We start from the raw sequence: 13855 nt of genomic DNA, 5'->3' as shown, positions 1-13855 counted from the left end.
CGGGCCTACGTTACCATGCTTTTGTAGGCCGGGTGAGGCGAAGCCGCCACCCGGCACAACAGGCTACCCGCGCTGACGCACCGCTTCGAACAGGCAGATACCCGTCGCAACAGAAACGTTCAGGGACGACACGCTGCCTGCCATCGGGATGCTGATCAGCTCGTCGCAGTGCTCGCGCGTCAGACGACGCATGCCTTCACCTTCTGCCCCCATCACCAGCGCCATGCGGCCGGTCATTTTGCTCTGATACAGGGTGTGATCCGCTTCACCGGCTGTGCCGACGATCCAGATATTCTCTTCCTGCAACAGACGCATGGTGCGCGCCAGGTTAGTCACGCGGATCAGCGGAACGTTTTCCGCCGCGCCGCAGGCAACTTTTTTAGCGGTAGCGTTAAGCTGCGCGGAACGATCTCTTGGCACAATCACCGCATGCACGCCTGCTGCATCGGCGCTACGCAGGCACGCGCCCAGGTTATGCGGGTCGGTTACGCCATCAAGGATCAGGAAGAACGGGTTATCCAGCTCAGCGATCAGATCCGGCAGATCGTTCTCCTGATACTGACGGCCTGGCTTCACGCGCGCGATAATGCCCTGGTGTACAGCTCCTTCGCTTTTCTCATCCAGATACTGGCGGTTCGCCAGTTGGATCACTACGCCCTGCGCTTCCAGCGCGTGGATCAGCGGCATCAGACGTTTATCTTCTCGCCCTTTCAGAATAAAAACTTCCTGAAAACGCTCCGGCGCGCGCTCCAGCAGGGCCTGCACCGCGTGGATGCCGTAAATCATTTCACTCATTGATGGTTCTCGTAATAAATATTTTCCCTCTCCCGTTGGGGAGAGGGTCAGGGTGAGGGGAAATTACTCCGCCTGCTGTTTCTTCGCCGCGCGCTTCGCTTTGGTCGCGGCCGCTATTTTTTGGGTCTTGGTCGACGGTTTTTTCGCTTTACGAGCGTCTTTTTTTGCCGCCTTGGGCTTCTGTTTCTTCTCGCCACGGAAAGCGCTGTCTGGCTCAAAGTTTACTCTTTTACCTGCCTGACGTCGCTTGCCGCCCGCTTTACCGTTGCCACCTTTTTTCGCTTTCTCACGCTCGGTTTTCCCGACGTTACGCGGAGCACGCTCGCTGGAGATGAGGCTGAAGTCGATTTTACGGTCGTCCATATTCACGGCTTCAACCTTCACTTCCACCCGATCTCCCAGACGGTAGGTCTGGCCGCCGGATTCGCCGATCAGACGTTGTCCGACCTGGTCGAAGCGGTAGTAATCGTTATCGAGGCTGGAAACGTGCACCAGACCGTCGATAAACAGCTCATCCAGACGCACGAAGAAGCCAAAGCCGGTGACGCTGGCAATCACGCCTTTAAAGATATTACCCACCTGATCCAGCATAAAGTCACACTTCAGCCAGTCCGCCACGTCGCGCGTTGCTTCATCCGCACGACGCTCGGTCATGGAACAGTGCTGGCCCAGTTGCAGCATCTCCTCCATGGAGTAGTGATACCCTCCGGTTTCGGTCGTATTGCCTTTATGACCCTGCTCGTGCGCCAGCAGATACTTGATCGCACGGTGCAGGGACAGATCCGGATAACGGCGGATCGGCGAAGTGAAGTGCGCGTACGACTGTAAAGCCAGACCAAAGTGGCCCCGGTTTTCCGGATCGTAAATCGCCTGCTTCATGGAGCGCAGCAGCATGGTTTGCAGCATTTCCGCGTCAGGACGATCGCTGATGGATTCCAGCAGCTCGGCGTAATCGCGTGGCTCAGGCTTATTACCGCCAGGCAGCTCCAGGCCGAGTTCAGCCAGCACGGAGCGGAACGAGGTTACGGCTTCCGTGGTTGGCTTGTCGTGAATACGGAACAGCGCAGGCTCTTTGGCTTTCTCAACGAAACGTGCCGCCGAGATGTTTGCCAGGATCATACACTCTTCAATCAGCTTGTGCGCATCGTTACGCTGGGTCTGCTCGATACGCTCGATACGACGCTCAGCGTTAAAGATAAACTTCGCCTCTTCACTCTCAAACGAGATCCCGCCGCGCTCTTCGCGCGCCTGATCCAGCGTTTTGTAGAGGTTGTGCAGCTCTTCGATGTGTTTGACCAGCGGCGCGTACTGTTCGCGCAGATCCTGATCGCCCTGCAACATATGCCAGACCTTGGTATAGGTCAGGCGCGCATGGGAACTCATCACTGCTTCGTAGAACTTATAGCCCGTCAGACGTCCCTTGCTGGAGATGGTCATTTCGCAGACCATACACAGGCGGTCCACCTGCGGGTTGAGGGAACACAGGCCGTTGGAGAGCACTTCTGGCAGCATCGGTACAACCTGAGACGGGAAGTAGACCGACGTACCGCGGCTGCGCGCTTCGTTATCCAGCGGCGTGTGTGGACGCACGTAGTAGCTCACATCCGCGATAGCCACCCACAGACGCCAGCCACCACCACGTTTTTTCTCACAGTACACGGCATCATCGAAGTCACGGGCGTCTTCACCATCAATGGTGACCAGCGGCAGATCGCGCAGATCCACGCGGCCTGCTTTGGACTCTTCCGGCACTTCTTCACGCAGGTTTTCGATCTGGTCTTCAACCGCTTTCGGCCAGACGTACGGAATTTCATGGGTGCGCAGCGCCATATCAACGGCCATGCCGGTGCCCATGTTATCGCCCAGCACTTCAACGATTTTACCCACCGCTTTGGTACGGCGGGTCGGGCGCTGGGTGAGTTCAACCACCACCACAAAGCCCATGCGTGCGCCCATCACCTCTTCAGGCGGGATGAGAATGTCGAAGCTCAGACGGCTGTCGTCCGGCACCACAAAGCCTACGCCCGCATCGGTAAAGTAACGGCCAACGATCTGGCTGGTTTTCGGCACCAGCACGCGGACCACGCGCGCTTCGCGGCGGCCTTTACGGTCTGCACCCAGCGGCTGCGCCAGGATCTGGTCGCCGTGAATACACATCTTCATCTGTTCGGATGAGAGGTACAGATCGTCTTTACGGCCTTCCACGCGCAGGAAGCCGAAGCCATCGCGGTGACCAATAACGGTGCCTTTCAGCAGGTCGAGGCGTTCTGGCAGCGCGTAGCACTGGCGACGAGTAAAGACCAGCTGCCCGTCACGCTCCATGGCGCGCAGGCGGCGGCGAAGGGCTTCAATTTGCTCTTCACCTTCAATGTTTAATTCAACGGCAAGTTCTTCACGATTGGCGGGTTTTTCGCGTTTTGTTAAGTGTTCAATGATGAACTCGCGGCTGGGGATAGGATTCGCGTATTTTTCGGCTTCGCGTTCCTGGAAAGGATCTTGTGACATGTCGGTTCCTCCGTTGTCAGCTCCGGTGGAAATTTTCTTCATTCCACCAGCAATAATTTATAAAGCGGTTGATTCTCTTCAACCAAATCGGCCAGCGTGTAGTTATCCAGTTCCTTGAGAAAACTTTGCACGGCCTTTGAAAGCGCCTGTTTCAGGCGGCAAGCGGGCGTAATGTGGCAGAACGCGCTGCTACAGTTCACCAGAGAGAGCGGCTCCAGTTCACGTACCACATCGCCAATACGGATACTCTGTGCCGGTTTACCGAGACGGATCCCTCCATTCTTCCCGCGGACGGCAGCAACGTATCCGGCACGACTAAGTTGATTGATTATTTTGACCATATGATTACGGGACACACCGTACACCTCTGTGACTTCAGAGATGCTGGTCATCTTCCCATCGGGTAACGACGCCATGTAAATCAGCGCGCGTAAGCCGTAATCGGTGAAACTTGTTAACTGCACATCAACCTCAGGAAAAAGGGAAAACGCGGTTAAACCGCAGAGATATTCATTAATGATGATAAACCAGCCAGATAGTTAGCGGCTAATTTATTTGACAGACGGGGCGAAAAAGCGGAGATCCAGGAGCGGTCGCCGGATGGCGCTGCGCTTATCCGGCCTACGGGTTTCCCCGCAGGCCAGCAGTCACGAAGATTATGCGTCGAACGGGTCGCGCAGGATCATCGTTTCAGTACGATCCGGGCCGGTAGAAATAATATCGATCGGCACTTCGGTCAGTTCTTCAATGCGCTTGATGTAGTCCAGCGCGGCTTTTGGCAGGCCACTACGCTCTTTCACACCGAAGGTGGTCTCAGACCAGCCCGGCATGGTTTCGTAGATTGGCTCAATGCCTTCCCAGTCGTCAGCAGCCAGCGGAGTGGTGGTCACTTCGCGGCCATCTGGCATGCGGTAGCCAACGCAGATTTTCACTTCTTTCAGGCCGTCCAGTACGTCCAGCTTGGTCAGGCAGAAGCCAGACAGGGAGTTGATCTGCACTGCGCGACGTACGGCAACGGCGTCCAGCCAGCCGGTACGACGACGACGACCGGTGGTCGCGCCAAACTCGTTACCCTGCTTGCACAGGAACTCGCCGGTTTCATCAAACAGTTCGGTCGGGAATGGACCCGCACCCACGCGAGTGGAGTACGCTTTGATGATGCCCAGAACGTAATCCACATAACGTGGACCCAGGCCAGAGCCGGTCGCCACGCCACCCGCGGTGGTGTTAGAGGACGTAACGTACGGATAGGTACCGTGGTCGATGTCCAGCAGCGTACCCTGCGCACCTTCGAACATGACGAAATCGCCACGCTTGCGCGCCTGGTCCAGCAGATCGGACACATCAACAACCATACCGGTCAGAATGTCTGCAATCGCCATGACGTCATCCAGCACTTTCTGGTAGTCAACAGCGTCAGCTTTGTAGAAGTTCACCAGCTGGAAGTTGTGATATTCCATCACTTCTTTCAGTTTTTCAGCGAAGGTCGCTTTGTCGAAGAGGTCACCGACGCGCAGACCGCGACGAGCCACTTTATCTTCGTATGCCGGGCCGATGCCACGACCGGTAGTGCCGATCGCTTTCGCGCCACGCGCTTTTTCACGCGCCACGTCCAGCGCCACGTGATAGTCCAGGATCAGCGGGCAGGCTTCGGAGAGCAGCAGACGCTCACGAACAGGGATACCACGGTCTTCCAGACCTTTCATCTCTTTCATCAGCGCAGCAGGAGACAGCACAACGCCGTTACCGATGATGCTGGTGACGTTTTCGCGAAGAATGCCTGATGGAATAAGATGGAGGACGGTTTTTTCACCGTTGATTACGAGAGTATGGCCTGCGTTGTGACCGCCCTGGTAGCGTACAACATATTTAGCCCGTTCAGTCAGAAGATCAACAATCTTCCCTTTACCTTCGTCACCCCATTGGGTGCCCAGTACGACGACGTTGTTACCCATTTTTTTCAAAATCACCGTTTGCTTAAAAATGGATTCTACCATCGCTTTTTCAGATATACAGCACTTTTTGACCCTAAAATATGCCAATTGCGGTTAGTTTTTGATCAGCCAATCGTTTTCCTCAACATGTAGTAGATAACGATACCAGCAACCACAAGACCACCGCCAAAACGACGCAAAATATTATCCGGCAGTTGGCTCATGGTGGCGATCATCCGGCGCCATGCGCGCGGATAAAGCATCGGGCCGAGGCCTTCCAGCACCAAAACCAGGGCCAGCGCGAGCCAGATCGTTGAATTCATTTTTGTTCCTTATAAAAGAAAACCACCGCTCCGTGAAGAGCGGTGGTTTGAATACTCAAACGAGCCTGAGTTTATCGCGTTGCGTTGGTCGGCGTCTTCATATAACGGAAGAAATCGCTGTCCGGGCTGAGCACCATCACATCCTGGTTGCTCTTGAAGCTATTCTCGTAAGCGCGCAGGCTACGAATGAAGGCATAGAAGTCCGGATCCTGGCTGAATGCATCAGCAAACAGTTTCGCGGCTTCCGCATCACCTTCACCGCGCAGGATACGACCCTGGCGCTCAGATTCCGCCAGCGTCTTGGTGACTTCATAGTCCGCTGCCGCGCGCAGTTTTTCCGCTTCTTCCTGACCCTGTGAACGGTGACGACGGGCTACCGCTTCACGCTCGGCGCGCATACGGTTGTAGATCGCCTCGGACACTTCCGCTGGCAGGTTGATCTGCTTGATGCGCACATCAACCACTTCGATGCCCAGCGCCGCCATACTGTTCGGGTTGATCACCGGCACTTTACCGTTGGTTTCAGCCTGAACACGTTCAGCCGCTTTGGCAATCGCATCGTCTGCCGCCGGGGTTTCAACTTCATCCTCGGTGCCCGCAGAGCCGGAGTTCAGCGCATCACGCACTTCCAGCGTCAGACGACCACGGGAGTCGGTCACAATGTCTTTCACATCCAGACGACCAATTTCAGAACGCAGACGGTCAGAGAACTTACGTTTCAGCAGCACTTCTGCCTGAGAAACGTCGCCACCCCCGGTTGCCAGGAAGTAGCGGCTGAAATCGCTGATGCGCCATTTGATATAGGAATCAACGATCAGGTCTTTCTTCTCTTTGGTCACGAAACGATCGGCCTGGTTATCCATGGTCTGGATACGCGCATCGAGCGTTTTCACTGACTGAATGAACGGGATCTTAAAGTGCAGACCCGGCTCATAAATCACCGGACGCTTGTCGCCGTCACGCACGACGCTGCTGAACTGGAACTTGATCCCACGCTCGCCCTCTTTCACCACAAAGATGGAGGTGTAGAGCACGACCAGTACAATGATGATGATCGCAATAACTGACTTACGCATCCTTATTCCCCCTGACGCTGGTAGTCGTTACGCTGCGCGTTGGCACGGCGTTGGTCCATAATGTCACCATCGTTCGAAGAAGGCGTTGTGTTCGCGCTGGCGCTGCCAGACGAGGCCGGTGGCAGACGCAGCAGGTTGTTCGCACCGCTGTTGTCTTTTGCTGCCGGTGCAGAACCGCCTTTCAGCATCTGATCCAGCGGCAGGACCATCAGGTTTCCGCCTTTGTTGTCGTTAACCAGCACTTTACGCGTATGGCTCAGCACTTTTTCCATGGTCTCGATATAGAGACGCTCACGGGTAATTTCCGGCGCGGCTTTATATTCCGGCAGGATCTTCGCGAAGCGAGCCACTTCACCCTGTGCTTCCAGGATGGTCTGGGTCTTATACGCACGCGCTTCTTCCAGAATACGCTGCGCCTGACCGTTTGCACGCGGCTGAACTTCGTTGGTGTACGCTTCCGCTTCACGGATGTACTGCTGTTCGTTTTCACGCGCGGCAATCGCATCGTCAAAGGCGGCTTTCACCTCTTCCGGCGGACGTGCAGCCTGGAAGTTGACGTCCAGCAGGGTGATACCCATGTTGTACGGACGGATGGTCTCTTCCAGCTCACGCTGGGTATCGCTACGAATAACGGTACGACCTTCGGTCAGGATACGGTCCATGGTGTATTTACCGATCACGCCACGCAGGGCGCTGTCGGTCGCCTGACGCAGGCTGTCATCGGCGCTGGTCACACTAAACAGATAACGTTCCGGATCGGTCACGCGGTACTGTACGTTCATCTCAACGCGCACCACGTTCTCGTCAGAGGTCAACATCACGCCAGAGGCGGCCAGTTCACGGACGGACTCCACGTTAACCGCGGTCACGTCATCAATGAAGGTCGGCTTCCAGTTCAGGCCCGGTTCAACCAGATGGCTGAACTTACCGAAACGGGTAACCACGCCGCGTTCTGCTTCTTTAATGGTGTAGAACCCGCTGGCTGCCCAGATGATTACTACCGCAGCGGCGACAATGCCCACCACGCGGCCACCCATTGGCGGGCGCGGACTCTGAGTGGAATTGCCACCCGAGCCAGAACCTTTTCCTCCGCCAAGGCCACCAAGCTTTTTGCTCAGTTTGCGGAAGATATCATCCAGATCCGGCGGCCCCTGCTCGCGACCACCTTTGTTGCCATTTCCCCCAGAGTTGCCGCCTTGATTATTGCTGCTTCCCCACGGGTCGCGGTCTTGTCCGTTATTACCGGGCTGATTCCACGCCATGTATATGCTCCATATTTGTTATGCAAGGGCGAATTTTTCAGGCTTCCCCTTTCTGATCAGACGATATAGTCCGCCAGCGCAGGTTCTTGTTTACAGAGGCGACGCCAGTCAACGATCGGCATACGCACCTGCATCCCCACGCTGCCGTCATCCTCCATCCACTCTTTTTCTATCGCCTGAAGCTGATAAAACCGGCTGCGCAGCCTGCCTTCCTGTGGCGGCAGTCGCAGCGTGTGCTGAGCTACCTCACCGGAAAGACGTTCTGTCAAAGCCTGGAAAAGCAGTGGCACACCAATCCCGGCCTGAGCAGACAGCCAGACCCGAATCGGTTTGTTCTCTTCGTCTCGGTCAATACGCGGTTCAAAATCGTCCAGCATATCGATCTTGTTCATCACCAACAGGGTGGGAATTTCGTGGGCGTCGATCTCTTCGAGCACCACGTTCACCGCGTCGATGTTCTCCTGCACGCGTACGTCAGCCGCATCAATCACATGCAGTAGCAGGGTCGCCTGACGCGTCTCCTGCAACGTCGCTTTAAACGCCGCGACCAGATCGTGCGGCAGATGGCGAATAAACCCTACGGTATCCGCCAGCACAGTTTCACCCACGTCTGCGACGTCAATACGGCGCAGGGTTGGGTCCAGGGTCGCAAACAGCTGGTCTGCGGCATATACCTGGGCCTCGGTTATCTGGTTAAACAGAGTGGATTTACCGGCGTTGGTATAGCCCACCAGCGACACCGTTGGGATGTCAGCTTTCGTTCGCGCCCGACGCCCCTGTTCGCGCTGTTTCTCTACACGTTCCAGACGTGAAAGGATCTGGGTAATACGCCCACGCAGTAAACGGCGGTCGGTTTCGAGCTGGGTTTCACCCGGGCCGCGCAAACCAATCCCGCCTTTTTGTCTTTCAAGGTGTGTCCAGCCACGCACCAGACGCGTCGCCAGATGGCGCAACTGCGCCAGCTCAACCTGCAACTTACCCTCGTGGGTACGCGCACGCTGAGCAAAAATATCTAAGATCAACCCCGTGCGATCGATAACACGGCATTCGCAGAGAGCTTCCAGGTTACGTTCCTGAGCCGGAGACAGCGCATGATCAAACAGCACAACAGATGCGCCGGTTGCTTTTACGGCATCCGCAATTTCTACTGCTTTACCTTCACCTACAAAATACTTCGGGTGCGGCGCTTTACGGCTACCGGTAATCACCTGCATTGCTTCGACACCGGCGGAAGAGACCAGAGATTCAAACTCCTGGAGGTCTTCCATATCTTTGTCTTGCGAAAAATAGATGTGTACCAGCACCGCCTGCTCACCGGCGTCATAACGGTCAAACAAGCGTAAACCTCTCTAAAAAGATCAGCGGGGAACGCAGGATCCCTGGCTCCCCGTGTGGATAACAGCCCAAAACCTTATTCGGTTTCTTCGCTGTCCTGCGCTGGTGTTGAAGAACCCTGCGCGTTGCTGCCGTGATGGTAGTTACTGCCAGTGCCGCCGCCAGCGTTATTGCTGTGATGAGATACCGGACGGGACGGAACAACAGTAGAAATCGCGTGCTTATAGACCATCTGGCTGACCGTGTTTTTCAACAGGATCACGAACTGATCGAAAGACTCAATCTGACCTTGCAGCTTAATACCATTCACCAAATAAATAGAAACTGGAACACGCTCCCGACGCAATGCGTTCAGGAACGGATCTTGTAAAGATTGCCCCTTAGCCATTCTATCTTTTCCTTATATGCTTGTTTTGTACTTAGAACCTTGCGATTCTGAAAAATTGCGCACGATACGGCTTAATTGTACACATTCAGTCAGCGATATCACCAATAACCTCAATCACTTCGTTTAACGCCTGTTGTGGTTTTTCACTGTCTAACCAGTGAACCCCCTTCCAACCGCGTAACCAGGTGATCTGGCGCTTCGCTAACTGTCTCGTGGCGCAAACACCTCGATAAACCATTTCATCGTATGAAATCTCGCCTTCAAGATACGACCACATCTGGCGGTACCCCACACAACGAATGGAAGGCATGTCCGTATGCAAATCTCCACGGGCAAAAAGCGCCCGCACTTCTGCTTCAAAATCTGAAGCCAACATCTGATAAAAACGCTGCTCAATTCGTTGATGGAGCAGTTCACGGCTCGCCGGGGCGATGGCGAACTGATGCACCTGATACGGCAGAGCGTCTCCTGACGTTTGCGTCAGTTCCGTTAAAGTTTTACCCGAAATGAAAAAAACTTCCAGTGCCCGGGAAAGCCTTTGCGGATCGTTTCGGTGGATCCGCGCTGCGGCAACCGGGTCAATCTCTTCCAGTTGCCTGTGCAAAACGTCCCACCCCTGCTCTGCCGCCTGCCGCTCAATCTTCGCTCTCACTTCCGGATCGGCCGATGGCAGAGGCGATAACCCCTCCAGCAGCGCCTTAAAGTAGAGCATCGTGCCGCCAACTAACAGCGGTATGCGTCCCGCGGCGGTAATCTCGGCCATCTCGGCTAAGGCGTCGCGGCGAAAATCTGCCGCGGAGTAAGCCTGTGCCGGGTCGAGAATATCCAGTAAACGGTGCGGTGCCGCACGCAGTTCGTCTGCGTTGGGCTTCGCCGTGCCGATGTCCATCCCTCGGTAGATGAGGGCTGAATCAACGCTAATCAACTCTACTGGCAAAACTTTACGTAACTCAATGGCTAACGCCGTTTTGCCGGAGGCCGTTGGCCCCATTAGAAAAATCGCCTTTGGCAGGCTCGCCTTACTTACATCAGTCATGTTTCAGGGCGGTCATCGCCGTTTGTAAATCAACAGGTTGTAACAAACCACCTGGAGGCGCTTTCACCAGCTGTGGACAGAGGCGCTCCACCTCCGCCAGAACGGTAATCGCCTGCGCCATACTCCACGGTGCATGCTCGCTGGCCAGATGGCGGGCGATCCACTGCGCGGTATCGGCGGCATCAAACGTCGTTTGCTGCGCCAGGTAGCCTATCAGTTCAGGAATCAAGTTTTGTAAATTTTGTTGGCGTAAGGGTAAAGGCACTGCGCGAATTGTCACATGCTGCGCGTCCAGTACGATTTCAATCCCCATTTCGGCCAGTTGCGTCTGCACGCGCCGCAAAACCCCTGTTTCTTCAGGGGATATTTTCAGGCGAACGGGGATCAACAGCGGCTGCGCGCAGGCGGCATTCACCCCCGGGGTTAACTGCGCCTGTTTGAGCCAGCGCTCCGCCACGGAAAGCGCCAGCAACAGCAGTTTACCTTCGCGTTCAAGCAACGCCATGTCGGGAGCAATAATGGTCAATACCCGACCAAAACTCTGGCTATGCCCATCCAGAGAGGGGGTTGAAACCGTGATGTGCTCTTTATGCTCCACCGCCGGCGTATCCAGCAGTTTGCGGTACAGCGCCCCCTGCTGTTTGTGGTAGCCCGGCTGAGCGTTGGGATAGTTGGCACCGGTTGGTCGCGGCGCGTTGCCCGCCGGGGATAAACGTGGAGCAGCCGGCTCGCGCGCGACCGCCGGTTCGGCAAAATGGTTACGCCCGGCCGCCACGCGGTTTTCCGGCAGTGGGCGCGGCGCGGGCTCTTCTTTTGCCAGCGGCAACTCTGGCTCTGCCTGCTGCTGCAATACAGCGGCAACGCCCTGGTAGATGAAATCATGCACCAGGCGCGACTGGTGGAAACGCACCTCGTGCTTGGCGGGGTGCACGTTAACGTCAACCTGGTGCGGGTCGATCTCCAGATAAAGCACAAAGGCGGGCTGTTGATCGGCGCCGAGCTTATCTTCGCAGGCCTGTCGAATAGCGTGGTTAATCAGGCGGTCGCGCATCATGCGGCCGTTGACGTAGCAATACTGAATTTCTGCGAACGCGGCGCTGCTGGCGTTCGGATCGGCAACCCAGCCACGCAGGGCCAGATCGCCATGCTGCCACTCAATGGCCAGCGCCTTTTCCAGAAACGGTGTGCCGCAGATGGCGCCCAACCGACGCTCTTTTTGCCCGCCTTCCGCCACTGCGCGATACTGGCGCATCACTTTGCCGTTATGGCTAAGGTTGATCGTGACATCAAAGCGCGCCAGCGCGATGCGGCGGATGATCTCGTCGATATGTCCGAATTCGGTCTTCTCGGTTCGCATAAACTTGCGCCGGGCGGGCGTGTTATAGAAGAGATCCAGCACTTCAAGCGTGGTGCCTACCGGGTGCGCCGCAGGTTTAACCGTGACGTCCATATCACGCCCTTCGGCGTAGGCCTGCCAGGCTTCCTGCTGGTCGGCCGTGCGGGAGGTCAACGTTAAGCGGGAAACGGAGCTGATACTGGCCAGCGCTTCGCCGCGAAAACCCAGGCTTATAATCGCTTCCAGATCGTCAAGTGAGGCAATTTTACTGGTGGCATGACGCGCCAGCGCCAGCGCCAGTTCGTCCTTTTTGATGCCACAGCCGTTATCACGAATGCGGATAAGCTTTGCGCCCCCGCGTTCGATATCGATATCAATGCGGGTCGCCCCTGCATCGAGGCTGTTTTCCACCAGTTCCTTCACCACCGACGCAGGGCGTTCCACCACCTCACCGGCGGCGATTTGGTTCGCGAGCTGCGGCGGTAGAACCTGAATCGGCATGAACTCTCCTTAATTAGTCGCGGTCATTTCACCCGGCAGCGCGGCGCTTGCCGTCTGGGCTGCCCCGCCCTGCGGCGCAGACTGAAGCGGATGCGCGTCAAAGTATTTACGCAGACCGTTATAAATCGCTTCGGCAATTTGCTGCTGATAGCTGTCGCTTCCCAGTAAACGCTCTTCACCATGGTTACTGATAAAGCCCGTCTCTACCAGAATCGACGGGATATCCGGCGAACGCAGGACACCAAGGCTTGCATGCTCCGGGCGACGCTTATGCAGCGATCCAATGCTTTGCAGCTGGCTCAGTACGTTAGTGGCGACATCATACCCGACGCGCTGAGAATGACCGAACTGTAAATCCAGTACCGCCTGGCTGAGATACGGATCGGCCTGGCTGTTTGCCAGCACATCGCCTGCCCCGCCTAACAGTTCAGATTGCTTCTCGTGCTCTTCAAGCCAGTTCGCCATTTCACTGTTGGCTCGACGGTTCGACAGCACCCATACCGACGCGCCGGTGGCGTTACGGTTCGGCGCAGCATCCGCGTGAATCGACACCAGGAAGTTGGCGTTTTGCTTACGCGCCACATCCGAGCGTCCCATCACTGAAATAAAGTAATCTCCGTCGCGGGTCATGACCCCTTTAAACATCGGATCGTCATTCAGAAGCGCACGCAGCTTACGGGCAATGGCGATAGTGACGTTTTTCTCCCGCGTGCCGCCCGGGCCAATCGCGCCAGGATCTTGCCCGCCGTGTCCGGCGTCGATGGCGATAATCACTTTGTCGCCACTGACCGGTGTTCGCCGCGCGCTGACCGCCGGACGCGTCACCGTGTTGCTGCTGGTCACGGCGGTAAGTCGGTCATTTTGTGATTTAAACGGATTACGGGCTGGCTCAGACGGCCTTGGGGTATAAACCGGCGCTTCCACGCGTTTTGCTACAACAGGTGCAGGCGGTGGAGGCGGCGGAACATCAGCATTAATGGTAAAGACCACCGTATAATTGGCGCCGTTTTGCTGCTTAACCGCCTTCGTTTTGCCCTTTTCGGTGAGATCGACCACCAGACGCAGAGACTGCGTATCCTTCGGCGTTCCCGAACGGATGCTTTTCACCAGATTGTTGCCGCTGAACTGGAGCGGCAGCCCCTGGATCACCCCGGTCTGTTTAATATCGAGCGCCACGCTGCGGCTGTCGATTTGTGAGAAAGCATATTCAGGATCGCCCATAAAGCTGAACGTAATGCGGGCCTGGCTATCGCCATTCGACACCTGAATATCCGAGAGGCTGGCCGCCCCGACCTGCGCGCACAGCAGGACCGTGGCAGCCAGCACCCAACCTTTAACGCGATTAATCATCCCGTTATCCCTAC

At 56.1% G+C, this 13855-nt stretch carries 12 protein-coding genes; all 12 read right to left on the bottom strand.

Annotated features, from left to right (window positions below; translation table 11 throughout):
* Positions 1–63: 63 nt before the first annotated feature.
* The 12 genes from rlmB to amiB all read right to left on the bottom strand — a co-directional run bounded on the left by rlmB (position 64) and on the right by amiB (position 13841).
* Positions 64–795 carry a 23S rRNA (guanosine(2251)-2'-O)-methyltransferase RlmB gene (gene rlmB, locus ACOTX4_RS18255; protein WP_003856001.1) on the bottom strand — a complete coding sequence of 244 codons (732 nt, stop codon included), beginning with the start codon at positions 793–795 and terminating at the stop codon, positions 64–66.
* Positions 796–858: 63 nt separating this feature from the next.
* The gene (rnr, locus tag ACOTX4_RS18250) at positions 859–3300 is read right to left on the bottom strand and encodes a ribonuclease R (protein ID WP_023315260.1); all 2442 of its coding nucleotides are present in this window, start codon (positions 3298–3300) and stop codon (positions 859–861) included.
* 38 nt (positions 3301–3338) lie between these two features.
* Positions 3339–3764: a nitric oxide-sensing transcriptional repressor NsrR gene (nsrR, locus tag ACOTX4_RS18245; RefSeq protein ID WP_003855998.1), complete on the bottom strand. Its 426-nt coding sequence runs from the start codon at positions 3762–3764 to the stop codon at positions 3339–3341.
* 192 nt (positions 3765–3956) lie between these two features.
* Complete coding sequence (locus ACOTX4_RS18240; protein WP_032628076.1) at positions 3957–5255, bottom strand: adenylosuccinate synthase; 1299 nt, start codon at positions 5253–5255, stop codon at positions 3957–3959.
* 104 nt (positions 5256–5359) lie between these two features.
* Positions 5360–5557 (bottom strand): DUF2065 domain-containing protein, encoded by a 198-nt coding sequence (locus ACOTX4_RS18235; protein ID WP_003855996.1) that lies wholly within the window; start codon positions 5555–5557, stop codon positions 5360–5362.
* A gap of 71 nt (positions 5558–5628) precedes the next feature.
* Complete coding sequence (gene hflC / locus ACOTX4_RS18230; RefSeq protein WP_003855994.1) at positions 5629–6633, bottom strand: protease modulator HflC; 1005 nt, start codon at positions 6631–6633, stop codon at positions 5629–5631.
* 2 nt (positions 6634–6635) lie between these two features.
* Complete coding sequence (gene hflK, locus ACOTX4_RS18225; protein WP_003855992.1) at positions 6636–7895, bottom strand: FtsH protease activity modulator HflK; 1260 nt, start codon at positions 7893–7895, stop codon at positions 6636–6638.
* A gap of 56 nt (positions 7896–7951) precedes the next feature.
* Entirely contained in the window at positions 7952–9232 is a 1281-nt protein-coding gene (hflX, locus tag ACOTX4_RS18220; protein ID WP_003855991.1) for a ribosome rescue GTPase HflX, read from the bottom strand.
* A gap of 74 nt (positions 9233–9306) precedes the next feature.
* Complete coding sequence (gene hfq / locus ACOTX4_RS18215; protein WP_003855990.1) at positions 9307–9618, bottom strand: RNA chaperone Hfq; 312 nt, start codon at positions 9616–9618, stop codon at positions 9307–9309.
* An 85-nt stretch (positions 9619–9703) separates the two neighbouring features.
* Entirely contained in the window at positions 9704–10654 is a 951-nt protein-coding gene (miaA, locus tag ACOTX4_RS18210) for a tRNA (adenosine(37)-N6)-dimethylallyltransferase MiaA (RefSeq protein WP_045330846.1), read from the bottom strand.
* Positions 10647–12491 carry a DNA mismatch repair endonuclease MutL gene (gene mutL, locus ACOTX4_RS18205; protein ID WP_045330849.1) on the bottom strand — a complete coding sequence of 615 codons (1845 nt, stop codon included), beginning with the start codon at positions 12489–12491 and terminating at the stop codon, positions 10647–10649. Before mutL ends, miaA begins: the two co-directional genes overlap by 8 nt.
* A gap of 9 nt (positions 12492–12500) precedes the next feature.
* The gene (amiB, locus tag ACOTX4_RS18200) at positions 12501–13841 is read right to left on the bottom strand and encodes an N-acetylmuramoyl-L-alanine amidase AmiB (RefSeq protein ID WP_003855985.1); all 1341 of its coding nucleotides are present in this window, start codon (positions 13839–13841) and stop codon (positions 12501–12503) included.
* Between the last annotated feature and the right edge of the window lie 14 nt (positions 13842–13855).

It is taken from the genome of Enterobacter cloacae complex sp. IR5459, from assembly GCF_049238005.1.
GTDB lineage: Bacteria > Pseudomonadota > Gammaproteobacteria > Enterobacterales > Enterobacteriaceae > Enterobacter > Enterobacter hormaechei_C.
This window is presented reverse-complemented; position numbering and strand designations above follow the sequence as displayed.